The organism is Corallococcus macrosporus, assembly GCF_017302985.1.
GTDB lineage: Bacteria > Myxococcota > Myxococcia > Myxococcales > Myxococcaceae > Corallococcus > Corallococcus macrosporus_A.
In genome coordinates, this window is the sequence record NZ_JAFIMU010000004.1 from 962,940 (window position 1) to 984,202 (window position 21,263).

General features: G+C 70.4%; 19 protein-coding genes. 11 read left to right on the forward strand and 8 right to left on the reverse strand.

From position 1 onward, the window contains the following. Positions 1-4 precede the first annotated feature (4 nt). From rpsM to rplQ, 5 genes are all read left to right on the forward strand, one after another. Positions 5-388: a 30S ribosomal protein S13 gene (rpsM, locus tag JYK02_RS09270; RefSeq protein WP_014395883.1), complete on the forward strand. Its 384-nt coding sequence runs from the start codon at positions 5-7 to the stop codon at positions 386-388. 75 nt (positions 389-463) lie between these two features. Next, positions 464-904, forward strand: coding sequence for a 30S ribosomal protein S11 (rpsK, locus tag JYK02_RS09275; protein WP_120523531.1), 441 nt, complete (start codon positions 464-466; stop codon positions 902-904). Between the two features lie 69 nt (positions 905-973). Beyond that, positions 974-1,600, forward strand: a complete 627-nt coding sequence (gene rpsD / locus JYK02_RS09280) for a 30S ribosomal protein S4 (RefSeq protein ID WP_120523530.1) — start codon at positions 974-976, stop codon at positions 1,598-1,600. A gap of 218 nt (positions 1,601-1,818) precedes the next feature. Next, a complete protein-coding gene (locus JYK02_RS09285) occupies positions 1,819-2,841 on the forward strand; it encodes a DNA-directed RNA polymerase subunit alpha (RefSeq protein WP_014395886.1) in 1,023 nt (340 codons plus the stop codon). Positions 2,842-3,036: 195 nt separating this feature from the next. Next, positions 3,037-3,456 (forward strand): 50S ribosomal protein L17, encoded by a 420-nt coding sequence (rplQ, locus tag JYK02_RS09290; protein WP_120567144.1) that lies wholly within the window; start codon positions 3,037-3,039, stop codon positions 3,454-3,456. A 132-nt stretch (positions 3,457-3,588) separates the two neighbouring features. Here rplQ and JYK02_RS09295 read toward each other — a convergent pair whose 3' ends face one another. Genes JYK02_RS09295 through JYK02_RS09305 form a run of 3 tightly spaced genes read right to left on the reverse strand, consistent with a single transcriptional unit; the run spans position 3,589 to position 6,475 of the window. Then, positions 3,589-4,245: a hypothetical protein gene (locus tag JYK02_RS09295; protein ID WP_207050508.1), complete on the reverse strand. Its 657-nt coding sequence runs from the start codon at positions 4,243-4,245 to the stop codon at positions 3,589-3,591. 36 nt (positions 4,246-4,281) lie between these two features. After that, complete coding sequence (locus tag JYK02_RS09300) at positions 4,282-5,631, reverse strand: tetratricopeptide repeat protein (RefSeq protein WP_207050509.1); 1,350 nt, start codon at positions 5,629-5,631, stop codon at positions 4,282-4,284. Between the two features lie 40 nt (positions 5,632-5,671). Beyond that, complete coding sequence (locus JYK02_RS09305; RefSeq protein WP_431603474.1) at positions 5,672-6,475, reverse strand: lysophospholipid acyltransferase family protein; 804 nt, start codon at positions 6,473-6,475, stop codon at positions 5,672-5,674. 211 nt (positions 6,476-6,686) lie between these two features. Here JYK02_RS09305 and JYK02_RS09310 point away from each other — a divergent pair, with 211 nt between their 5' ends. The 3 genes from JYK02_RS09310 (at position 6,687) to JYK02_RS09320 (ending at position 10,276) form a co-directional block, all read left to right on the forward strand. Then, a complete protein-coding gene (locus tag JYK02_RS09310; RefSeq protein WP_207050510.1) occupies positions 6,687-7,301 on the forward strand; it encodes a deoxynucleoside kinase in 615 nt (204 codons plus the stop codon). Beyond that, complete coding sequence (locus tag JYK02_RS09315; RefSeq protein WP_207050511.1) at positions 7,298-8,473, forward strand: DUF2314 domain-containing protein; 1,176 nt, start codon at positions 7,298-7,300, stop codon at positions 8,471-8,473. Before JYK02_RS09310 ends, JYK02_RS09315 begins: the two co-directional genes overlap by 4 nt. Before the next feature lie 66 nt (positions 8,474-8,539). Beyond that, positions 8,540-10,276 carry an FHA domain-containing protein gene (locus JYK02_RS09320; protein ID WP_207050512.1) on the forward strand — a complete coding sequence of 579 codons (1,737 nt, stop codon included), beginning with the start codon at positions 8,540-8,542 and terminating at the stop codon, positions 10,274-10,276. 6 nt (positions 10,277-10,282) lie between these two features. On the opposite strand, the gene JYK02_RS09325 is transcribed toward JYK02_RS09320, so the two are convergent. Next, on the reverse strand, positions 10,283-11,209 hold the full coding sequence (locus JYK02_RS09325; RefSeq protein WP_207050513.1) for an EamA family transporter: 927 nt from the start codon (positions 11,207-11,209) through the stop codon (positions 10,283-10,285). 185 nt (positions 11,210-11,394) lie between these two features. On the opposite strand from JYK02_RS09325, the gene JYK02_RS09330 reads away from it, so the two are divergent. Further along, the gene (locus tag JYK02_RS09330) at positions 11,395-12,312 is read left to right on the forward strand and encodes a pseudouridine-5'-phosphate glycosidase (protein ID WP_207050514.1); all 918 of its coding nucleotides are present in this window, start codon (positions 11,395-11,397) and stop codon (positions 12,310-12,312) included. Positions 12,313-12,326: 14 nt separating this feature from the next. Here JYK02_RS09330 and JYK02_RS09335 read toward each other — a convergent pair whose 3' ends face one another. Then, positions 12,327-12,821, reverse strand: a complete 495-nt coding sequence (locus JYK02_RS09335) for a GAF domain-containing protein (RefSeq protein ID WP_207050515.1) — start codon at positions 12,819-12,821, stop codon at positions 12,327-12,329. Between the two features lie 74 nt (positions 12,822-12,895). On the opposite strand from JYK02_RS09335, the gene JYK02_RS09340 reads away from it, so the two are divergent. Beyond that, positions 12,896-13,627: a Sir2 family NAD-dependent protein deacetylase gene (locus JYK02_RS09340; protein WP_207050516.1), complete on the forward strand. Its 732-nt coding sequence runs from the start codon at positions 12,896-12,898 to the stop codon at positions 13,625-13,627. 10 nt (positions 13,628-13,637) lie between these two features. Here the strand turns inward: JYK02_RS09340 and JYK02_RS09345 are convergent, their stop codons facing one another. Together JYK02_RS09345 and JYK02_RS09350 are read right to left on the reverse strand one after the other, a co-directional pair. Beyond that, positions 13,638-15,080 (reverse strand): two-component regulator propeller domain-containing protein, encoded by a 1,443-nt coding sequence (locus JYK02_RS09345; RefSeq protein ID WP_242588508.1) that lies wholly within the window; start codon positions 15,078-15,080, stop codon positions 13,638-13,640. Between the two features lie 66 nt (positions 15,081-15,146). Beyond that, a complete protein-coding gene (locus tag JYK02_RS09350; protein WP_207050518.1) occupies positions 15,147-16,706 on the reverse strand; it encodes a hypothetical protein in 1,560 nt (519 codons plus the stop codon). A gap of 90 nt (positions 16,707-16,796) precedes the next feature. Between JYK02_RS09350 and JYK02_RS09355 the strand changes: the two genes are divergently transcribed. Next, positions 16,797-19,826 carry a poly(A) polymerase gene (locus tag JYK02_RS09355; protein ID WP_207050519.1) on the forward strand — a complete coding sequence of 1,010 codons (3,030 nt, stop codon included), beginning with the start codon at positions 16,797-16,799 and terminating at the stop codon, positions 19,824-19,826. A 23-nt stretch (positions 19,827-19,849) separates the two neighbouring features. Here JYK02_RS09355 and JYK02_RS09360 read toward each other — a convergent pair whose 3' ends face one another. Then, positions 19,850-21,031: a DUF6068 family protein gene (locus JYK02_RS09360; protein WP_277991336.1), complete on the reverse strand. Its 1,182-nt coding sequence runs from the start codon at positions 21,029-21,031 to the stop codon at positions 19,850-19,852. Positions 21,032-21,263 lie beyond the last annotated feature (232 nt).

A 21,263-nucleotide genomic window follows, 5' to 3' on the forward strand; every position in this document is an offset into this window, starting at 1 on the left:
GAAGATGGCTCGTATCGCCGGCATCGATCTGCCGCCCAACAAGCGCGCGGTGATCTCGCTCCAGTACATCTACGGGATCGGTAACAAGACCGCGCACGACATCATCGAAGCGGCGGGCATCGATCTCACCACCCGGACCAAGGACCTCACCGAGGACCAGGCTCGAAAGATCCGCGAGATCATCGAGGCCAACTACAAGGTCGAGGGTGACCTCCGGCGCGAGGTGACCATGAACATCAAGCGGCTGATGGACCTGGGTTGCTACCGGGGTCTGCGTCACCGCAAGGGTCTTCCGGTCCGCGGCCAGCGCACCCACACCAACGCGCGCACCCGCAAGGGTCCCAAGCGCGGCATCGTTCGCGCGAAGCCGGCCGCTCCGGCCCGCTAAACCCTCTGGCGCCTGCGGCCTCACTGCGTGTGAGGCCCGGGCGTTGATCACCTACTCCCAGGAGCAGCGATTCACATGGCTGACGAGATCAATACCGCCGCCGCGCCGGCTGGTGCCGAGGGTGGCGAGACCCCTGCGGCGAAGAAGAACAAGCGCAAGGGCAAGAAGAACATCCTCAACGGCGTGGTCCACATCCAGTCCACGTTCAACAACACCATCATCACGATCACGGACGTGTCCGGGAACGTGATCTCCTGGTCGTCGGCCGGGGCGCGCGGCTTCAAGGGCAGCCGCAAGTCCACGCCGTTCGCGGCGCAGGTCGCCGCTGGCGACGCCGCGGCGAAGGCGATGGAGCACGGTCTGAAGACCGTAACGGTGTTCGTGAAGGGCCCGGGCGCGGGCCGTGAGTCGGCGCTGCGCGCGCTGGCCGCCGCCGGCCTGAAGATCAGCCTCATCCGCGACGTGACGCCCATCCCGCACAACGGCTGCCGTCAGCCCAAGCGCCGCCGCGTCTAATCACCGCTTCGGGCCAGGGCTCGCGTCATGCGCGGGCCCGGCTCCAGACCATCTGCAAGGAGAGTTTCCGTGGCTCGTTATACCGCGAGCGCCTGCCGTATCTGCCGGCGCGAGAACCTGAAGATGTACCTCAAGGGCGACCGTTGCTACACGGACAAGTGCGCCATCGAGCGCCGCCCCTATCCCCCCGGTCAGCACGGCCAGGGCCGCGTGAAGTTCTCCGGCTACGGCGTGCAGCTGCGCGAGAAGCAGAAGGTCAAGCGCATGTACGGCCTGCTCGAGAACCAGTTCCGCGGGTACTACCACCGCGCGTCCGCGGCCAAGGGCAAGACGGGTGAGAACCTGCTGCAGCAGCTGGAGCTCCGCCTGGACAACGTGGTGTTCCGCATGGGCTTCGCGGACACGCGCAACGAGGCGCGCCAGCTGGTGCGTCACGGTCACTTCCAGGTCAACGGCCGCCGGGTGAACATCCCGTCGTTCTCCGTGAAGCCGGGCAGCGCCGTGGAAGTGGTGGAGAAGAGCCGCAAGGTGCTCCGCATCTCCGAGGCGCTGGAGACGGTGGACCGCCGTGGCGTTCCCCAGTGGATCGACCTGGACAAGAAGGCGTTCAAGGGCACGGTCAAGACGGTCCCGAACCGCGAGGACCTGACCATGCCCATCCAGGAGCAGCTCATCGTCGAGTTGTACTCGAAGTAGTCCTGGGTGCCGGGCCCGCTTTTCAGGGCCCCTCCCGCAGTGGACGCCCTGGCCGACGAGGCCGGGGCGTCGTTGCTTTGTCGCCTGTCGTTTCGTCGCCTGGAAGGCGCGTCCTGCGCGCGCCGGGCGAAGCTGTTACGCAGTCCCCCCGCGTGCCCGTCCTCCCGCCACTTTGGCGGGGATGTGGGTGATGGCGCACGTTCCGAGGAGCAGTCCCCATGGCCGATACGTTTGTTGCGAAGAACTGGCGCGACCTCATCAAGCCGCGCCGCATGGAAGTGGACCAGGACTCGCTGAGCCCCACGTACGGCAAGTTCGTGGCGGAGCCGCTGGAGCGCGGCTTCGGGACGACGCTGGGCAACTCGCTGCGGCGGGTGCTGCTGTCGTCGCTGCAGGGCGCGGCCATCACCTCCGTGAAGATTGAGGGCGTGGACCACGAGTTCACGACCATCCCCGAGGTGGCCGAGGACGTCACGGACGTCGTGTTGAACCTGAAGGAGGTCCTCCTCCGGATGCACACGAACGAGACGAAGACGCTGCGCATCGAGGTGGAAGGCCCCAAGGAAGTGAAGGCGGGCGACCTCATCGCGGACCAGGACGTGGAGATCCTCAACCCGGGTCACCACATCTGCACCGTCTCCGAGGGTGGCAAGGTGCGCATGGAGCTGACGTGCCGCCGGGGCCGGGGCTACGTGCCGGCGTCCACCAACAAGGTGCCGGGCGCGCCCATCGGGACCATCCCCATCGACTCGCTCTTCTCGCCCATCCGCAAGGTGAACTACCAGGTCACCAACGCGCGCGTCGGTCAGGTCACGGACTACGACAAGCTGTCGCTCGAGGTCTGGACGGACGGCTCCGTGGTGCCCCAGGACGCGGTGGCGTACGCGGCGAAGATCATCAAGGAGCAGCTCACGGTGTTCGTGAACTTCGACGAGACCGAGGAGCCGGTCGTCGCCGAGGCGCCGAAGGAAGAGGCCAAGCTCAACGAGAACCTGTTCCGCTCGGTGGACGAGCTGGAGCTGTCGGTGCGTTCGGCCAACTGCCTGCAGCAGGCGAACATCAAGTCCATCGGTGACTTGGTCCAGCGCACCGAGGCGGAGATGCTCAAGACGAAGAACTTCGGCCGCAAGTCCCTGAAGGAGATCAAGGAGATCCTCGCGGAGATGGGCCTGTCGCTGGGCATGAAGCTGGAGAACTGGCCGCCGAAGAACGCGCCGGCTCCCGCGGCCCCCAAGGCCTGAGCGTCGTCGTCGTTGTTTCCTGAAGCACCTGCCCCGCCTCCCACCGACACGGCTTCACGGTGGCGCGGGGCAGGGGGCCCTGGTACACAGGGCCCGATTCAACGGCGGCCCCCGGTGTCGGGGCCGTCCTTCCCACCCGGTACCTGATACGGCCGGAGTGGTGGGGTTCTCAAGAAGAGGCCCCGGAGCACGCGCATGCGCCACAAGGTCGGACAAAGGAAGCTGCACCGCACCACGAGCCACCGTCTCGCGATGCTGAACAACATGGTCACGTCGCTGCTGGAGCACGGGGCCATCCGCACCACCGTTCCCAAGGCGAAGGAAGTCCGTCCGCTGGCCGAGCGCATCATCACGCTCGCCAAGCGCGGTGGCCTGTCCAACGTGCGTCTGGCTGCCCGCACCGTGAAGGACCGCACGGTCCTCCAGAAGGTGTTCAGCGAGTACAAGGAGCGTTACGCCTCCCGTCCGGGTGGCTACACCCGCATCGTGCGCCTGGGCTTCCGCCGGGGCGACGCCGCGGAGATGGCCCTCATCGAGCTGGTGGACCGTCCCGCGAAGGCTCCGGCCGCCGCCGAGACGACCGAGGCTCCCGCCGAGGCGAAGACCGAGGGTTGAGCCGTTCCCCGCGCCCGGGCCTCTCTCGTGAGTGAGGCCCGGCCGGACTGAAGAAGCACCCAGGGCGCCTTCCTGCTTCAGGAGGGCGCCCTTCGTGTTTCTGGAGGCGGTGGGGCTTGCGCTCCCGGCGGGCTACTTCTTCGGCGCCAGGAGGCGCTTCCACTCCTCCTGGAGGGACGGCGTGAGGTCGGCGTTATCGTCCGCGCTCTTCATCGTCAGCGCCTGGAAGCGGAGGTCCGCGGGCGCGGAGCCGCCGTTCTTCCCCAGCAGTTGCTTGGGCGTGATGGTCACGAAGTCGCCGGGCTGCACCTCCGCCACCACCGCCTTGTACTCGTTGTTCACGGTGATGATGACGTCACGCCAGACGTCCTTGCTCTCGTTCCAGATGGTGACGGAGGGCCGGTCCAGCTTGTCGCTGAGCACCAGGCGCGCGTCCATGTCCCCCGTGTCCACGGCGCTGCCGGGGCACGCGATGGCGAAGCTGGCGACGGTCAGCGCCACCCAGGCCGCGACGATGCCGGCCTTGTACTTGAAGAAGCGGTCGCTGGCGCGGAAGTCCGCGAGCTGCTCCTTCAGGATGGAGAAGGCGTTGAGGAGGACGTTGGAAGTCTCCGCGGCGACGCGCTTGCCCAGCGGGCCTTCCGTCTTGGGCTTCTCCAGCGGGGCCGTCCGGGCGGCGCTCACGGCGCGCATGCCGGGGCTGGTGGCCGCGCGGGGCTGGGTGCCGGGATTCGTCGGCGTCCGGGGCGGCGGGGTGCTGGGAGGGGCGGGTTTGCGCGCGTCGCTCATCGGAGGCGGAGTTTAGAGGGCGGGGTGCGCCGGTGGCTACTGGCCCTTGAGGACCTGCAGGGCCTTGCTGGCCACCGCGTTGTCGGGCTGGGTCTCCAGCACCTTGCCCAGCCAGCGCTCCGCTTCGCTCGCGGCCTTCTGGCGCTCCTCGGGGCGGCGGGCCTTCTGGGCCTCCTCGGTGTAGAGCAGGCCCAGGCGCAGGGCGAACTCGGTGTTCTCCGGGTCCTTGTCCGCCACGTACTTGAGCTCGCGCTGCGCGGCCGCGAAGTCCCCCTCCAGCTGGTACACGAGCGACAGCTTCCCGCGCGCGGGCGCCGAGTCCGGCGTCAGCGTCACCGCCACCTGGAAGGCCTCCTTCGCGGTGGCCAGGTCGCGGGACTCCAGGCGCAGGTCGCCCAGGCGGAACCAGGCCAGCTCCAGCAGCGGGTTGAGCGCCACGGCCCGCTCGAAGGCGGCGCGCGCGGCGTCCGTGCGCTGGCGCGACAGGTACAGCTCCCCCAGGTAGAGCTGGTTCTTGCCGTCCTGGGGAGCGCGCTCGATGGCCTGCTTGAACTCGTCCACGGCGCGGCCGGCGTCATCCAGCCGCTGGTAGGCCAGCCCCAGGAGGGCGTGCACCACGGCCAGGTCCGGGTAGTCGTGGAGGATTTCCTCGAAGGCGATGAGGGCGTGCTGGGGCGCGTCCAGCTCGTGCAGGTAGCGCATGCCCTCCTCGAGCTTCCCCTCCGCCGCCTTGGGGAAGCCCTGGAACGGATCCGCCAACTGGTTCATCAGCGCCCGCGCGGTGGCGACCTCCGAGGGCGTGGGCTTGCCCCTCACGACGGTGCCCAGGGCCTCCACGGCGCCCGGCGCGTCGCCCGTGCGTGCCAGGGCCTTGGCCAGGGGCAGCTTCCAGCCCGCGCGCTCCGGGGCCAGCTCCACGGCCTTGCGCAGCGGGCCCAGCGCGGCGGCGTACTGCTCCGACTCCAGGCGCGCGACGCCCAGGCGGTAGTGGAACTCCGCGGTGGTGGGGGACAGCGCGATGGCGCGCTCGAAGGCGGCCACGGTGGGGGCGCCCGCGTCCCGGGCCCGGGAGAAGAGCGTGAGGCCCAGCATGTACTGGTCCACTGCGCGCTCGTTCTTCGCGATGGCCTGGCGCAGCTCCTCCGCCCAGGCGTCCGCGCGGCCTGCCTTCACCTGGGCCTCGGTGAGGGCGCGGGCCACGTCCACGTCGTCCGGCGTGCGCGCGTGCAGCTCGCGCAGGAGCTTCAACGCCTCCTCCGGCTGGTTTCCGTCCAGGTACGCGCGCGCCTGCGCCTGGGGCGACAGCGCGGGGCCCTGGGCCTGGCCGTGGCCGCAGCCGGTGACGAGCAGCCCCAGGCCCAGGAGGGCGGCGGGCCAGCGGAGCATGCGGAGGCGGTTCGAGGTCGGCGTCAGGGGCACGGGGAGCTCAGGAGGCCTTGGAGGTGGCGGCGTTGGAGGCGCGCTGGGCGACGCCCTCGCGGTTGGGCGCGGCGACGGCCGTGTCCGGGTCACCGCCCTTGCCGCCCAGCGACAGGCTGTCGGCGATGATCTGCGCGCGCACGGCGCGGGCCAGCCCCTCGCGGTCGTTGTCCGCGAAGCCGGTGGTGTCGATGGGGCGGCCAATCTTCACGCGCACCGGGCCCGGCCTGATGTTCCACGAGTTCTTGGGCATCACGTTGTCGGTGCCCTCGATGGTGACGGGGCAGATGGGCACGCGGGCCTTGAGCGCGAGCGCGAAGGGACCCTTCTTGAAGGGCAGCACGCGGCCGTCCTCGGAGCGGGTGCCCTCCGGGTACAGGAAGATGCTGGTGCCCGCGCGAATCTTCCGCGCCGCCTTCTCCAGCGACGCGATGGCCGACGAGCGGTCGCCGCGGTCGATGAAGATGTGCCCCGCCAGCCAGAGGTACCAGCCGATGAGCGGCACGAAGCGCAGCTGCGACTTGGCGACGTAGCGGAAATCCACCGGCACGGAGACGAAGTGCGCCGGGATGTCGAGCGTGGACAGGTGGTTGCCCACGTAGATGGTGGGCCGCTTCGGGTCCACGTTCTCCTGGCCAATCACTTCCAGCTTCGCGCCGCCGGCCCACAGGAGCACGGGCGACCAGATCGTCCGGACGACCCAGAGCGAACGCGACGGGTTGAGCGTCACCAGCATGGCGAGGCAGGCCAGCGGGAAGCAGACGAAGGACCACACCGTGACCACCAGGATGCACCACAGCTTGCGCAGCATGCGTCGCCTTTCCTCCTACCGGGGGGCCTGAACGCCGGACGGGCCCCGGGGGTGCCGCTCACCGGTCGGGCAGCCAGGCGGCTCGGCGGGGGCGCCGGCACGGGCTCCTGGGCGTGCGCAACGGGGCGGGGGCATGCACTTTATCTACCATGGCTCCCCTCGCCATTGTTTCTGGTGAATGCCGCTCGCCGGGGTTACAAGCAAGGGTGGCGTGGCCAGGAAAAAGTTCATCGCCATCGCGGGCAACATCGGGGCCGGAAAGACGGAGCTCACGTCCTTCCTGTGCCGGAAGTACGGCCTCACGCCGTCCTTCGAGCCCAATGACCAGAACCCCTACCTCGCGGATTTCTACAAGGACATGAAGACGTGGGCGTTCCGCTCGCAGCTCTTCTTCCTGACGCACAAGTTCCGCCTGCACCGGGAACTCGAGCGGACGCCCGGCACCGTGCTCCAGGACCGGACGCTCTATGAGGACGCGGAAATCTTCGCGAAGAACCTCCACCGCCAGCGGCTCATCGACAAGCGCGACTGGTCCACGTACTGGGAGCTGTACCAGACCATCTCCCAGTCGCTCCGGCCGCCCGACCTGATGATCTACCTGCGCTGCCCGGTGGTCACCCTCAAGGAGCGCATCCGCCTGCGCGGGCGCACCATGGAGAAGGACATCCCGACCGCGTACCTCAAGCGCCTCAACGCCCTCTACGAGGAGTGGTTCGGGGGCTACTCGCTGTCGCCGGTGCTGGTGCTGGGGACGGACAAGCTGGACTACCTCACCAACCTGGTGGACCGCGTGGACCTCTTCCGACAGATCGAGAAGCACCTGTGAAGGAGGTCTACGTCCTGGCCACCGAAAAGCCCGAGCCACCGGCCCTGGACGCGCTGCGCGCGGCGTTCGCGACGGACGAGGTGGAGTTCGTCCCACACGAGGGCGACTGGGGCTTCACCGTGCGGGCGGACGGTTCCGAGGTGAAAGTGGTGCTCAAGCCCCTGAGCGACGGCCGGCCGCGCGTCAGCCAGGGGCTGTTCAGCGGCAGCCCGGAGGCCTTCGCGCGCGTGGAGAAGTCCCAGGCCTGCTACGCGTTCCTCCTGGAGCCGGGAGGCGCGCAGCCCACGCTGCCCGTCTTCGAGGCGCTGTGGACCGTGCGCACGCTGATGGAGCAGGCGCCGGGCGTGCTCGTGGACCTGACGGCGTTCAAGCTGCACGAGCCCGAGGACGTCGTCGAAATCACGGAGCTGGACTTCGACATCCGCGACCACGTGCACCTGCACGCCATCGAGCTGGCGGAAGGGGACACGCCGCTGTGGGTGCACTCGCACGGCATGGAGAAGTTCGGCGCGCGCGACGTGGAGATCTTCCACCTGGGCGAGGGCGACCTGCTGGCCGCGGAGAGCTTCCTCCATGAGCTGTGCACGGACCTGGCGTTCGCGCAGGGACCGGCCCTGCGCGCGGAGGTGTCCACCAGCGAGGGCCAGAGCTTCACCATGGTGCCCTCCGAGGAGGCCCGTGCGAACCTGCTGGGCGTGCCGCTGGACGCCTTCGAGGGCCACGAGGGGCTGTTCCTCACGGTGGTGTCGCCGCTGGGCCGGCACAACACGGCGGAGCTGCTGGCGACGTACCGGGAGCGTTTCGCCAAGGAGCCGGCCGAGCAGACCCAGGCCATGCACGAGGAGGCGCAGGCCTTGCTGCCCGCGTTCCTGGCGCGCTTCCAGCGCAAGGGGCTGATGGAGCCCCTGACGTTCCTGGTGCGGGCCCCCTTCGAGACGCACCCGGAGGGCGAGGTGGTGGTGGAGAACCTGTGGCTGGAGGCGGTGGCCCGGGACGAGGGCTCCGTCGTGGGCCGGCTGGTGGATGGCGCGGTGCACACCACGGAGTGGCGCAAGGGGGCCCACGTGGAGGTGGAGGAGAAGCAGATCAACGCCCTGGCCATTGCCCGGGAGGGCCGTGCGCTCAACGAGTCCGAGCTGCGAAGCCTTTTGAACGCCGAACGCCCGATGTAGCGCCGTGCGTCCAACCCGACGCGTCTTGCGGGCGCCCCGAGGGGCGCTGCTAGGCTCCGGGTCCGCATGCCGGCACTCCTGCTGCTCACGGGCCCGTCCGCGGGGCGCCGGTACGAGGTCGTCTCCCAGCTGACCCTCGGACGCAGTCCCTCCTGCGACATCCCGCTGGAAGACGACCAGGTGTCGCGGCGCCACGCGCAGCTGTTCCTGGACACCGTCGCGGGTCAGGTGCGGCTGCGCGACCTGGGCTCCACCAACGGCACGCTGCTCAACGGGCAGCGGCTGGCGCTCCAGGAAGAGGCGGTGCTGCGGCCGGGGGACCGGATGCGCGTGGGCGCCACCATCGCGGTGTACGAGCCGCCGCCGGTGTCCATCGTCGACGAGCCCTCCGGCGCGCCCGCCCAGGAGCCGGAGCACGTCCCCATCGAGGAGGTGCTGCCGCACGTGGGCGCGGCCGCGGCGATGTACTCGGCGGGCACGGCGCTGCTGGGCGCCACCAGCGAGGCGATGGTGCTGCGGCGGCTGTCCGAGGAGACGGCGCACGCGCTCAACGCGGACCGCGCGGCGGCGCTGCTGAGCGGGCCAGAGGGGCTTCGCACGGCGGCGGTGTCCGGCGCGGCGTCCGTGGAGGTGCCTCGCGCGCTGGTGCAGGCGGCGCTGGAGCGCAAGGAGCTGGGGCGGACGGACACGGCGCTGTGCTCGCCGCTGGTGGCTTCGGGCGGGATGCCCTTTGGCGTGCTGTACGTGGAGCGCGAGGAGTCGCCGTTCACCGAGGGGGAGGGCCAGCTGCTCGCGTCGCTGGGGCGGCTGGGCGGTGAGGCCTATACGGCGGTGCGCTCGCGCGGCGAGGCGGAAGCCGCGGAGGTGCCGTGGGTGACGCCGCTGGGGACCTCGCGGGCGTTCCGGGGCGTGGTGGAGGAGGCTCGGCGCGCGGCGGGCAGCGCGGCCCCGGTGGTCCTGTACGGCGAGCCGGGCACGGGCAAGGCGCTGCTGGCGCACTTCCTCCATGGCAAATCCCCGCGCGCGCTGGGGCCGTGGGTGGTGGTGGAGTGCCGGCAGTCCCTGGAAGCGGTGGAGGTGGCGCTCTTCGGCCGTGCGGGCGCTCCCGGGCAGCCGCCGGTGACGTCGGCGGTGCTGCGCGCGGACGCGGGCACGCTGCTGCTGCGCCACGTGGAGGCGCTTCCCCGGCCCGCGGCGGAGCGGCTGGCGCGGATGCTGGCCCGGCGCGCGGCCCCGGCCCGGCAGGGCGGCGAGGAGCCCGTGGACGTGCGCATCGTCGCCACCAGTGGCTCGCCGGTGTCGCGGCTCGCGTCCCGGGGAGAGTTCGACGCGGCGCTGGCCCGGGGCCTGGCGGGCTTCGAGCTGGAGGTGCCACCGCTCCGCGAGCGGCGCGGCGACGTGCCGGTGCTGCTGGAGCACTTCGCGCTGCGCGGTGCCCGGCAGGGTGGGCGGGAGGCGCCGGTGCTGGGACCGGAGGCCCGGCGCCTGCTGGCGGAGTACCCGTGGCCGCAGAACGTGCGCGAGCTGGAGCTGGTGGCGGAGCGGCTGGGGCGCGTGTACGCGGCGGGCCACGTGGGCATTCCGCAGCTGCCCCCGGAGGTGCGCGAGGGCGCGGTGGGGCAGTCGCCTCGCACGCTGCAGGAGCAGGTGGCCCGCCTGGAGCGCGACGCCATCGCCGAGGCGCTGCGCGAGTCCGGCTGGAAGAAGGTCCGCGCGGCGGAGCTCTTGGGCATCAGCCGGCCCACGCTCGACCGGAAGATGGAGGAGTACGGGCTGACGCTGGAGCGGGGGACTCGCGGCTGAGCGGCGTCAGGCCTTCGTGACGGCGGTGTCCTTGCGGCGGCTGATCAGCACGCCCGTGAGGATGAGCGCCGCGCCGACAATCTGGAGCAGGGTGGGGCGCTCGCCGCGAATGGCCCAGGCGGTGAGGGCGGCGACCACGGGGATGCCCGTGCCGTAGAGCGTCGTGCGGTTGGTGCCCACCTGCTGCACGCTGCGGAACCACACGAAGTACGCGAGCACCAGCGGCACCAGCGCCGAGTACACGAGCGCGACCCAGCCCGCGGCGCTCACTCGCGACGTGTCCAGCGCGATGACCTGGGAGGCTCCGGCCAGCACCACGCCCGGGGCTCCCGTCAGCATGGTGATGGCGGTGACGCGCAGCGCGGACACGTCCGTGCCCACCGCGCGCGTGCCCACCGTGTAGATGGCCCAGCACAGCGAGCTGCAGAGAATCAGCGCGTCGCCCGTCCACGTCGCCGCGCCCAGGTTCGGGCCTCGCGCTCCCACCACGAGCAGCATCCCCACGACCGCGAGGGAGAGCCCCGCGAGGACGGGGCGCCGCAGCCGCTCGACACCCAGCGCCGCGCCCAGCGCCGCCGTCACCACGGGGCTCACCGCCGTGAGCATCCCGCTGTTGGCCGCCGTGGTGCGCGCGAGGCCCTCGATGAAGAACAGCTGGTACAGCGTGTTGCCCACGAACCCCAGCGCGGTGAGCCGCAGGAACGTCCTCCACGGCATCGGCTTGTGGCCCTCCACCGCGAACAGCACCAGCCCCATCGCGAGCGCCGCGAGCCCGAAGCGCAGCGACATGAAGGCCCGGGGCGGCATGCCGTCCAGCGCGTCCTTCACGAGGGTGTAGTTCGTCCCCCAGACGACCACGACGGCGATCATCGCGACGTCGGAGGTGGAGAGGAGACGGGCAGGCGCTGCGACCGCGGGCGACGAGGTGCTCACGCGGCGGGGCATAGGGCGCCGCGAGGCCGGATGCAACCGACGGGGCTGCAACGAACAGCCAGGCCCCCGCCGCTTCCCCGGCAGCTCACCCGCACGCACGGTGCTCCAGCCAGGCGACGTCGCGCGGACGTTTCCCCACGCCCGTGCTTGTCCGGCCGGCCTGCCCATGGCGTAAATGCCCGCCCATGGACTTCCGCTATTCGGACGAGGTGCGGCGCGCGAAGGACTCCGGGCAGCCGCTGGTGGCGCTGGAGACGAGCGTCGTCGCGCAGGGCCTGCCGTATCCCGACAACCTGGCCGCCGCTCGCGCGTGCGAGGAGGCCGTGCGCCGCGCCGGCGCCGTGCCCGCGCCCATCGCCATGGTGGACGGTGAGGTGTGGATCGGCCTGGAGGACGCCGCGCTGCGCCGGCTGGCCGAAGGGAAGGAGAAGCTCCTCAAGCTGGGCTCGCGCGACCTGGCCGTGGCGATGGCCACCCGCGCCAGCGGCGGCACCACCGTGAGCGCCACGTGCGAGCTGGCCGCGGCGGCGGGCATCCACGTCTTCTCCACCGGCGGCATCGGCGGCGTGCACCGGGGCGCCTCCGAGCACTGGGACATCTCCCAGGACATCGCGGCGCTGTCCCGCTTCCCCGTCGCCGTGGTGTGCGCGGGAGCCAAGTCCGTGCTGGACCTGCCCAAGACGATGGAGCTGCTGGAGACGGCGGGCGTGCCCGTCATCGGCGTGGGCACGAACGAGCTGCCGTCCTTCTACAGCCGCGAGTCCGGCATCTCCCTGGAGCACCGCGCGGACGACGCGGAGACCGCCGCGCGCATCGCCCACGCGCGCTTCGACGTGCTGGGGCAGGGCGGGGTGCTCTACACCGTGCCGCCCCCGGCGGAGGCCGCGCTGGGCCGCAACGACGTGGAGCTGCACATCGCGTCGGCGCTGGCGGACGCGGACCGCCAGGGCGTGCGCGGCAAGGCCGTGACGCCGTTCCTCCTGGGCGAGATGGCGAAGCGCACCGGGGGCAAGAGCCTCAAGACGAACCTGGCGCTCCTGGAGAACAACGCGCGCTTCGCGGGGGCGCTGGCCGTGGCCTACGCCCGCCTCGCGAAGCGCTGAGCGACGACGGCTTCTCAGGCCGTGCGGTGCTGGAACCAGGACATCAGGTCCTCCAGCGCCGCGCGGTCCACGTCGTCGAAGGTGTTCTTGTGCTCGGAGTCGATGTCGAGCACCGCGAGCAACTCGCGGTTGCGCCCGAACACCGGCACGACGATCTCCGACGCGGAGCGCCCGTCGCAGGTGATGTGGCCCGGGAAGGCGTGCACGTCTGGCACCACCACCGTCTCCCCCTTCGCCGCGGACGTGCCGCACACGCCCTTGCCGAAGGTGATCTCCAGGCACCCGAGCGTCCCCTGGTAGGGGCCCACGCGCAGCAGCTTCCCGGGCGTCACCACCCGGTAGAAGCCCGTCCACAGGTGGCCGAAGGCGTTGTGCAGCAGGCAGCTCATCGTCGCCATCGCGCAGATGTCGTCGTCCACGCCTTCGAGGATGGCGAGCGCGTGCGTCTTCAACTCCGCGTATGCCTCGGTCTTGGGCTGACCGCGCAGATCCAGGGTGACTTCGGCCATGATGGGGTCCTCTGTCAGGAAGTCCGTCCCGCCCCTTCTAACAACCCTCGTGCCCGCTGGCACAAGGAGGTCGTGTGGAACCGCTCGTCCTGGATTCGCGAACCCGTCTGCTCGTGCTCACCGGTGCTGGAGTCTCCGCGGAGAGCGGGGTGCCCACCTTCCGGGGCATGAACGGGCTGTGGGAGAACCACCCCGTGGAGGCCGTGGCATCCCCCCAGGGCTTCGAGGCGAACCCCGCGCTCGTCTGGCGCTTCTACTCGCAGCGCCGCGCTGGGGCCGCGGACGTGAAGCCCAACCCGGGCCATGACGCGCTGGTGCGCTGGGAGCAGCACCTGGGCGACCGCTTCCTGCTGGCCACCCAGAACGTGGACGGCCTGCACACGAAGGCAGGCAGCCAGCGCGTGGTGGACATGCACGGCAACCTCTTCCGCACGAAGTGCGCGGACTGCTCGCGCGAGCCCTTCGCCGACACCACGGTGCACCCGTCGGGCACCGTGCCGAAGTGCGACAACTGCGGCGGCCGGCTGCGGCCGGACATCGTCTGGTTCGGGGAGATGCTGGACCCCAAGGACCTGGCGCGCATCGGCGAGTTCATCACGCGCCAGGACGGCACGCGGCTGGTGTTCCTGGCCGCGGGGACGTCCGGCGCGGTGTGGCCGGCGGCGGGACTGGTGGACGAGGTGCGCTCCGTGCGCGGGGACACGTGGCTCGTGAACTACGAGTCCGCCGCGAACACGGAGCGCTTCCACCACTTCGTCCAGGGACAGAGCGGGCAGGTGCTGCCCACCCTGGCGAAGCTCGCCTGAGCCCCCGGGCTCACGGCCCCCGGAGGACCGTGAGTCCCTGGTCGGTGAGGACCAGCAGCATGCTGGGCTTCACGGTGGGCTCGTAGACCATCTGCAGGACGCGCTGGCCGGACACCTCCTTCACCGGGGCCAGCGTGGTGCCGTCGGCCTCCAGCCGCCAGAGGCCCGCGCCGTTGGTGCCGATGTAGAGCGCGCCGTCGTCCGTCGCCTTGAGCGACTGGATGCGGTTGGTGGGCAGGCCCGCGACCTTCGACCAGTTGCCCGCGGAGCGGGACTTCGGCGTCAGCGCCCAGACGCCGTACTCCGCGCTGCCCAGGTAGTAGCGGCCCGAGGAGACCTGCTCGAAGGCGCGCCAGTAGTCGTCCGTGGCCTGCCCGTTGAGTTGCTCGTTGAAGCTCTTGAACTTCCAGGGCGTGGGGCCTTCCCAGGTGAACTCGCGGTCCCACTCCTCCAGCTTCGGGCTGGGCACGAGCACGCCGAGCATCTGCTCGTTGGCCACGAGGACGTCACCGTTGGGCGCGATGCCCAGGCCGTGCATGTAGGGACACTGCAGCGAGCCCCACTCCGAGCCGTTCTCGTAGAGGTACCAGCCCGGGTGGCGGTGGCTGTTGTAGGTGAGCCCCTGGATGCGCGTCACGCCGTGGTTGGTGGTGATGTAGAGGTCACCGCGGTCGCGGCCGCGCGTCACGCGAGCGCAGTTGAGGACGGAGCGGTCCTCCTCGTAGTGGAAGTCATTGGTGTTGTGGATGCCCGCCTGACGGTCCTTGTTCGACGCGCCGGTGGTGCGCCACAGGTGCTCCTCGAGCGCGACGCTTCCGTCCGGTTGGACGCGGACGGCGTCGAGGTCCCCCTTCATGTACTCGGCGAAGCGCTCGGGCGAGTAGCCCGCCTCGCCCTTCCAGGGGATGTACGTGCGCTGCTCGATGCCCTCGGCGCGCTTCATCTCGTTGGCGGCGTAGCCCACGTAGGCGCGTCCGGCGGCTCCGCCGCAGATGACCGTGGAGCCGGTGGCGAAGGCCTCCGGGCCAAACGGCTCGCGCGCCTGGCCGACGCCCGTGGTCCACGTGGGAGCGGTATCGCCCGGGCGAAGCACGCCGATGCGGCGGCCGTCGAGGAACCAGAGGTTCAATCCCTCATCGACGCCGACGCTCTGCGGTTTGCCGACGCCATACGAGCGCGTGTAGTCGAGCACCGCGTCCGTGGGCCACGGGCCCGCGTTGGGCGTCTCGCCAGTGCCGGCATCCGGATCCGGCGTCGTCCCCGCGTCGGGAGTTTCGCCCGCGTCGGGAGTGCCTCCGTCTTCGTCAGGGGGGAGCGTGCCGGAGTCCGGTAGAGAACCCGGAGGGGGGAGCGTGGGAACTTCGTTTCCGTCGGTGGGATCAACGACAGGCTCTTCCCCACCTGGCTCGACTGTTGGCGACCCGTCGTTGCAACCGGCCGACAGCAAAGACATGACCACCAACCCCGCCCCCACCACACCTGCGCGAATACCCATTCCGTGTCTTCCTCCATGAGGACGTCATGGCAAGACCCGGGCCACATGGCGTTTCCCAACGAAGTAGCTGCGCGTGTCGGTCCGCGCGAGGCACCGTGCACCGCTCGCGGAGTACGCAACGGGTTCGAGGCCCACCGCATCACAGAGGGAGGGGAGGCCTTCAACGCCAGGGGGCGGCTGCATCGCTCCTTGCGCCGACGCTTGCGTGAAGCCCGTGTCGACGTCGATGACGACCGTGACGGTGTGATCATCCTGTCTGTAGCCCTGGGATCGTCCGTTGACGTGGCTGGGGGTGACGAGCGCAAGTGTGACCTGTCGCGGCGTAGCCGAGATGGCCGTGCAGAGTCCTGGCAGCTCGAAGACCTCACGGCCTTCAATCGCAACCGCTGAGCGTCCCAGCCGCCACCATGCCGTGACGAGCCGCTCCCCCGCGAAGGTCCCCACGGCATGCGTCGTCGGTTCATCGAAGACGCGCTCGAAGTCTCGATACACCGCGGGGCCATTCGTACGCGCACCCACGAGGGCGTGGGTGAGCCGAGCAACAAGGTGTCGCCGCTGATGCGGGCTGCGTTCTTCGAGTTCGGCGATCCCCAGGTCCCGCGCGGTGTGCAGAAGGAGCTCGCTTCCGCCGTCGTCACCGAGGGAAAGCAGCTCGGTCTCAAAGCCATCGCGAGGTGTGTACTCGCCAGGCTGCGCACGGACGCAGAAGAGGGAGCGCGGCACGCCGGGTTCCAGCGCGACAGGGACCTCCAGCCAGCGAGCGACCTTGGCGACGAAGTCGGCGCCCAGGGCCGAGGAGGCCGCATCGATGCGGCTATCCGTGATCCAGATGCCCTCATCCAGCACGTAGCGGGTGCCGAGGGGATGCTCCTCCACCGCGAGCTTCACCCGGAGCGGAGGCATCGTCTCCATCGAAGGGCGTGCGAATGACAGCACCCGTGCTGACGGGACTTCGTCACCCTCGATGAGCTTCAGTGAGACATCAAGCCAGTGCTCGCCAGCGAGTTGCTTGATCAGTTCATTGAATCCATCGGAGGTGAAGTGCTCGAGTGCTTCCATGATGGAAGGTGGGATGCCCGGGCCTTCAATCCTGGGCATCAAGCGCTCCTCGGCAATCTCGACGCCATGGAAGCTCGTGCCGTCCATCGAATACCCAGACAACACGACCCCGCCTGTCGGCGAGGCCTGCGCACTCACCATCGCCGTGCCGTCATACAGAGAGACGTGCAGGGCCTCACACCCGAGCACGCGCGCGATGAGCCCCAGCCTGTGCTCACGCGTGGTGCCAGGTTCCGCGAGCAGCTCCAGCGGAGCCGTCTTGACGACGGACCATCCTCCGCGCCCGGCTCCGATTGCGAGGGCCCACCGGTCGGAGGTCGCGCCGGTTCCATACTGCATCCGGTCCCACGTCTCGCGCTTGCGCCGCACGTAGGGCACGGCGACGAGCCCTTCCTCCAGGCAGAGATTGCGGATGGCTCGTTCCAGCGCGTCGAGGTCGTCCGTCCGGAAGAGCGTCACTTGTCCCCATTCACCCATGGGCCGCTGTATATCGAAACAGGGGCGCCTGGCCTTGCGGTGGCGCATGTCAGGCGGGCCTAATCCATCGCGTCAAAGGCGGCGCGTGCGCGGCCCGTGCTGGCGTGCCTTCCCGTCCTCTTCGCCACGAGCCGCGCCATGTCTCAGGAACGCTTCACGACCAGCCGCGAGGTGTATCACCGGATCCGGTGGGACCCACGGCTCGACGCCCGCGAGTTCGTCGTCGGCTACGACGCGCACCGTGGCGCGCTGGAGGAGATGCCCTTCGAGGCCTTCGTCCCCGATGGCGAGATTCCCTGGCACCGCGTCTGGTACTTCAAGCGCGGACCCCAGGTGGTGTGGGACCGCAAGGAACGCATCGACCTGCTGAGCAATGCCCGGCCCGAGGAGGAGCCCGCGTCACCTCCGCTCCTCGCGGTGCCGGGTTTCACGCCGCTGCCCGCATGGCGGTACGACGCACGCTCGGGCTCGTGGATGGAGGGCTCGCGTGACGTGGGCCACGCGCCTGCCAATCCGGCTTCGCTCACGCTCGCCACCTTCAACGTCCTCTTCGACCTGTACGACGCGCACCTGCTGGCCACCGAGCGCAGGACCCCGGCGGCGCTCGCGCTGCTCCGCGAGACGGACGCGGACGTCATCGCGCTCCAGGAGGTCACTCCGCCGTTCCTCCGGGCCCTGCTCGCGGAACCCTGGGTGCGCGAGCGCTACTGGCTGTCCGATGGTCCCGGCGCGCACACCGTGGAGCGCTATGGCCAGGTGCTCCTGTCCCGCGTGCCCTTCGCTTCCGTGTGGCAGCGCGTCTTCTCCCGGGACAAGCGCATCATCGCCGCCGAGCTGCGCCTCAACGGTGGCGCACTGTGGGTGGCCACGCCGCACCTGACGAGCAACCGGGATGCATCCGGCGCCTCCGCGCGCGCCGTGCAGGTCGAGGCCCTGCTCGAATGGGCCCGTGCGCTCGGTGCCACCGGTGACAAGGATGCTGCTCCGGATCTGGTGCTGGCCGGCGACTTCAACTTCGGAGACGGAGCGCCGGAAGCGGAGTCCTTCGCGCGAGCGGGCTTCGTGGATGCGTGGTCCGCGCTACGGCCTTCGGAAGCAGGGGAGACGTACAACCCCCGGCTGAACACGCTGGCGGCGCTCACCACCGTCTCGGGGCGGATGCAGCGGTTGGATCGGGTGTTCGTGGCATCGCCTTCGGGCCGGCTCACTCCCACGGCCGTGGACCTCTTCGGCGAAGCGCCCCTGGCGGGCCCTCCCGCTCCCAATGGGCAGCCCCTGTTCGTGTCGGATCACTCCGGCCTGCGCTGCGCCTTGCGCCGGGGTGCGGCCACGCTCGCGCCGCGGGCCTCCACGGCGTTGGTGCATCACACGGCCCTGGTGCTCATCCCTCCGGAAGAGGTCTGGGGGCCCATCCAGGCGCTGCGCAAGAAGCACGACGCGAAGTTCCAGCGGTGGATGCCTCACATCACGCTGCTGTATCCCTTCGTCCCGGAAGAGGACTTCGAGACGGCGGAGGCCCTCCTCGTGGATGCCCTCCAGGGAGCCGAACCCTTCGAGGTGACGCTCTCCGCGTTCGGCCACTTCGAGCACCGCGCCAACGCGACCGCGTGGCTCCGTCCCGATGCCCAGCCCGCCAGCGCGCTGTCGGCCCTGCACGCGAGGCTCGTGGCGGCACTGCCCGAATGCGCCACGTCCGCTCACGGTGGCTTTACGCCCCACCTCTCCGTAGGTCAGCTCCCGCTCTCAGAAGACCCTGCCGATACCCTCGCCGAGTGGCAGCGAAGCTGGCGGCCATTGAAGTTCCGTGTGGGCGAGCTCTGTCTCATCCGGAGGCGGGGCGACACGCCCTTCGAGATCATCCGGCGCATCCCACTCGCACCGGCACGAAGCGAAGACGCTGCATTGCGCGAAACCCTGGGTGCCGAGACGCAGGACGGGCACGCCGCCAGGACCGCGGCCGTGGAGCAGCTGCGTCAGCACTGCGACAGCATCGGCACCACGCTGCATCCCTATGGCTCGTATCTCCTGGGCACGGATGGCGCGGGCAGTGACGTGGACGCGGTCGCCATTGGCCCCGCGAGCCTGCCTCGCGAGGACTTCGCGCGAGCGCTCCTCCAGGCACTGACACCCGGCACGGCGCGCTACATGGCGGACGCCGCCATCCCGCTGGTGAAGCTGTCCCTGGGAGGCGTGAGCTTCGACCTGGCCTATGCAGGCCGTCCGGAGGGCGTGCCTCCGGAAGATCCGCTGACGCTGCTCGCGAGGCATGGCGACCAGCTCGACCCCGCGGGCCTCCGCGCCGTGCTGGGATTGGCGGACACGCTGGGCCTGATGGATGCCATTGCCCGTGACGGCGGACGGACCGCGCGATTCCAGACCCTGCTGCGCGCGGTCAAGCAGTGGGCCCGAGCGCGGGGCATCTACTCACACGCGCTGGGCTACCTGGGCGGGTTGTCGTGGACGCTGCTCGCGGCCTGGGCGTGCACCCGCGCGACCCAGGACGCGATGCGGTCCGACGCGTCGCTGCTCGCGCACTTCTTCAGCACCTTCGCCTCGTGGCCGTGGCCCCAGCCCGTGACGCTCACGCCCGAAACGGCGCGGTACCGGCCTGACGGCAAGCGCGACCTCCTGCCCGTCATCGCCCCCGCGCTCCCCGCGCGAAACACCGCGCGCAACGTGTCGCGGTCCACGTTCCGCGTCATCCGGGAGGAACTGCTCCGTGCCCGCGACCTCGTGGCCCACGCGCGCGCCGCAGGGACTCCCTCCGCCTGGGCCGCGCTCTTCGCGCCCTTCAACGCCCATGAGTCCCCACAGGCCACGCTGCGCCTGTCCGTCGAGGCCGCCACCCCGGACGACCGGGAGATCGTCGCGGGTTGGGTCCTCGGACACGTCACGGCCCTGGTGTATCGGCTGGAGGGGGACAGGCGGCTCTCCGTGCGCCCGTTCCAGCCCGCGCACGCCGGAGGCCCGCTGCTCATTGGCCTGGAGGTGCGCGATGCGCGGGACGCGGAGGCCTTGGCCTGGCAGCCGCGAAGCCCGCTGTTCGCGGCCGTGGAGGCGTTCCACGCGTCCTTCCAGGAATGGACGCACCGCCCGGCCAGCGCGGTGCTCCAGGTCGAATGGGTGCGCGGCAATGACAGCTCACGGAGCGGCGCTCCCGCTCCGTAAAGCCTGTCACTCCAACGCTCGCGTCACTTCGCTCCCGCGAGCCACGAACCCCAGCGCACGATGCGCGTGCCGCCTTCGGGCTCGTTCTTGCCACCCGTCACCACGCGCTCGGTGTTGCTGGCGAGCGGCTGGAAGCGCACCTCATAGGGCATGCCCGCGAGCCCCGGTGCCCACGGCTCGGCCGCGTAGGTCTGCGAGAAGACGCGCTGGGTGCCTTCGACGTTCTCGCTGCTCTGCTCGATGAGCGCGGGCACGTTCCGGCCCTCCGCGCTGAACGTGCCTCGGGTGGCGGACGCGGCGGAGGCGGGCGGCCAATCCCCCGCGGAGAGCACCTCCCAGGGCAGGCCCATCAGCAGCTCCTCCAGCGGCTCCGGCTCGGCCTGGGAGAAGTCGGAGCACGGGGCGGCGTTGGCCTCGACGGGGCCTTCGGTGCGCAGCAGGTAGCCACGCTCGGCGCTGAAGCACACGCGCTGCGTGCCGGGCGGGGTCCCCGCCACGTCCACGAACCGCTCGTAGAACGCGCCCGGGCCCAGGGGCCGCTCCAGCGCGGGCACGGGGGCGCTGGCCTCCGCTGAACCCTCGCGGACCTCGCGCAGCGTCAGCTTGACGCCGCCCGGCATGCCGAAGCCGGACGACTCCGTCCCCGCCTCGACCAGGCCGCGCATGAGGTAGAGCGGGCCCGGCGTGTTGGCGTACACGCGCGTGCGCAGGGGGCCGTCCACGGGGCGCTGATCGTTGACGTAGCGGACCGCCTCCCAGCTGCGGCCCGCGCCGGAGACGACCTCGGCGGTGGCCTTGCCGCCATGGGGCACGTCGAGCGGACGCGTCGTGTCCGCGCGCACCGGGAAGAGCAGGTCCTGCGCCAGCCGCGCCTGGGAGAAGGGCTTGCCCGACTCATCGCTGAAGGCCGCGCGCACCCAGACCCAGGGCTGCTGCACCGCCACCACCTCCAGCGTCAGCTGCCCTTGAAGGCTGCGCGCGGTGCCCCCACCACCGCGCGGCGAGGGGCCCTGCGTCGCGGTGAAGGCGTAGGTGATCCGATCCCCCACGCGTGCGCGCGCCCAGGCCTCGGAGGCCTGCACGGACGCGGTGTCCTGGGAGCGCGTATCGGAAGGGGAAGGGCCGCTCGACTTCGTGCTCTCGCAGCCGGGAAGGAACGACAGGGCCGCACCCAACAGCGCGGCGATGGGGAGGGAAGGGCGCATGGTCATGGGGACGGAATACTCCGGGAGTGGATTCACTCCCAGCCTGCCAGGACCTACATGGATTCCGTGGATTCACGGGGTAAATCCGACCCTGGGGCAGGTGACTGATTGAAAGACACCCCTGTCCGAAAACAGGAGGCCCCCCAGGGCGCAAGTAAAAGAGCTGTCACAACAGCTACTTGCGACCCAAATCGTCACGCTGCTTTACGCCCAGATTCTTGGAAGCTGGAGT

Excerpts from the sequence above, each read along its gene's own strand:
- rpsM (WP_014395883.1), top strand. The coding sequence starts at position 5 with ATGGCTCGTATCGCCGGCATCGATCTGCCGCCCAACAAGCGCGCGGTG.
- rpsK (WP_120523531.1), top strand. The coding sequence starts at position 464 with ATGGCTGACGAGATCAATACCGCCGCCGCGCCGGCTGGTGCCGAGGGT.
- JYK02_RS09285 (WP_014395886.1), top strand. The coding sequence starts at position 1,819 with ATGGCCGATACGTTTGTTGCGAAGAACTGGCGCGACCTCATCAAGCCG.
- rplQ (WP_120567144.1), top strand. The coding sequence starts at position 3,037 with ATGCGCCACAAGGTCGGACAAAGGAAGCTGCACCGCACCACGAGCCAC.
- JYK02_RS09295 (WP_207050508.1), bottom strand. The coding sequence starts at position 4,245 with ATGAGCGACGCGCGCAAACCCGCCCCTCCCAGCACCCCGCCGCCCCGG.
- JYK02_RS09300 (WP_207050509.1), bottom strand. The coding sequence starts at position 5,631 with ATGCTCCGCTGGCCCGCCGCCCTCCTGGGCCTGGGGCTGCTCGTCACC.
- JYK02_RS09305 (WP_431603474.1), bottom strand. The coding sequence starts at position 6,475 with ATGCTGCGCAAGCTGTGGTGCATCCTGGTGGTCACGGTGTGGTCCTTC.
- JYK02_RS09320 (WP_207050512.1), top strand. The coding sequence starts at position 8,540 with ATGCCGGCACTCCTGCTGCTCACGGGCCCGTCCGCGGGGCGCCGGTAC.
- JYK02_RS09330 (WP_207050514.1), top strand. The coding sequence starts at position 11,395 with ATGGACTTCCGCTATTCGGACGAGGTGCGGCGCGCGAAGGACTCCGGG.
- JYK02_RS09335 (WP_207050515.1), bottom strand. The coding sequence starts at position 12,821 with ATGGCCGAAGTCACCCTGGATCTGCGCGGTCAGCCCAAGACCGAGGCA.
- JYK02_RS09345 (WP_242588508.1), bottom strand. The coding sequence starts at position 15,080 with ATGTCTTTGCTGTCGGCCGGTTGCAACGACGGGTCGCCAACAGTCGAG.
- JYK02_RS09350 (WP_207050518.1), bottom strand. The coding sequence starts at position 16,706 with ATGCGCCACCGCAAGGCCAGGCGCCCCTGTTTCGATATACAGCGGCCC.
- JYK02_RS09355 (WP_207050519.1), top strand. The coding sequence starts at position 16,797 with ATGTCTCAGGAACGCTTCACGACCAGCCGCGAGGTGTATCACCGGATC.
- JYK02_RS09360 (WP_277991336.1), bottom strand. The coding sequence starts at position 21,031 with ATGCGCCCTTCCCTCCCCATCGCCGCGCTGTTGGGTGCGGCCCTGTCG.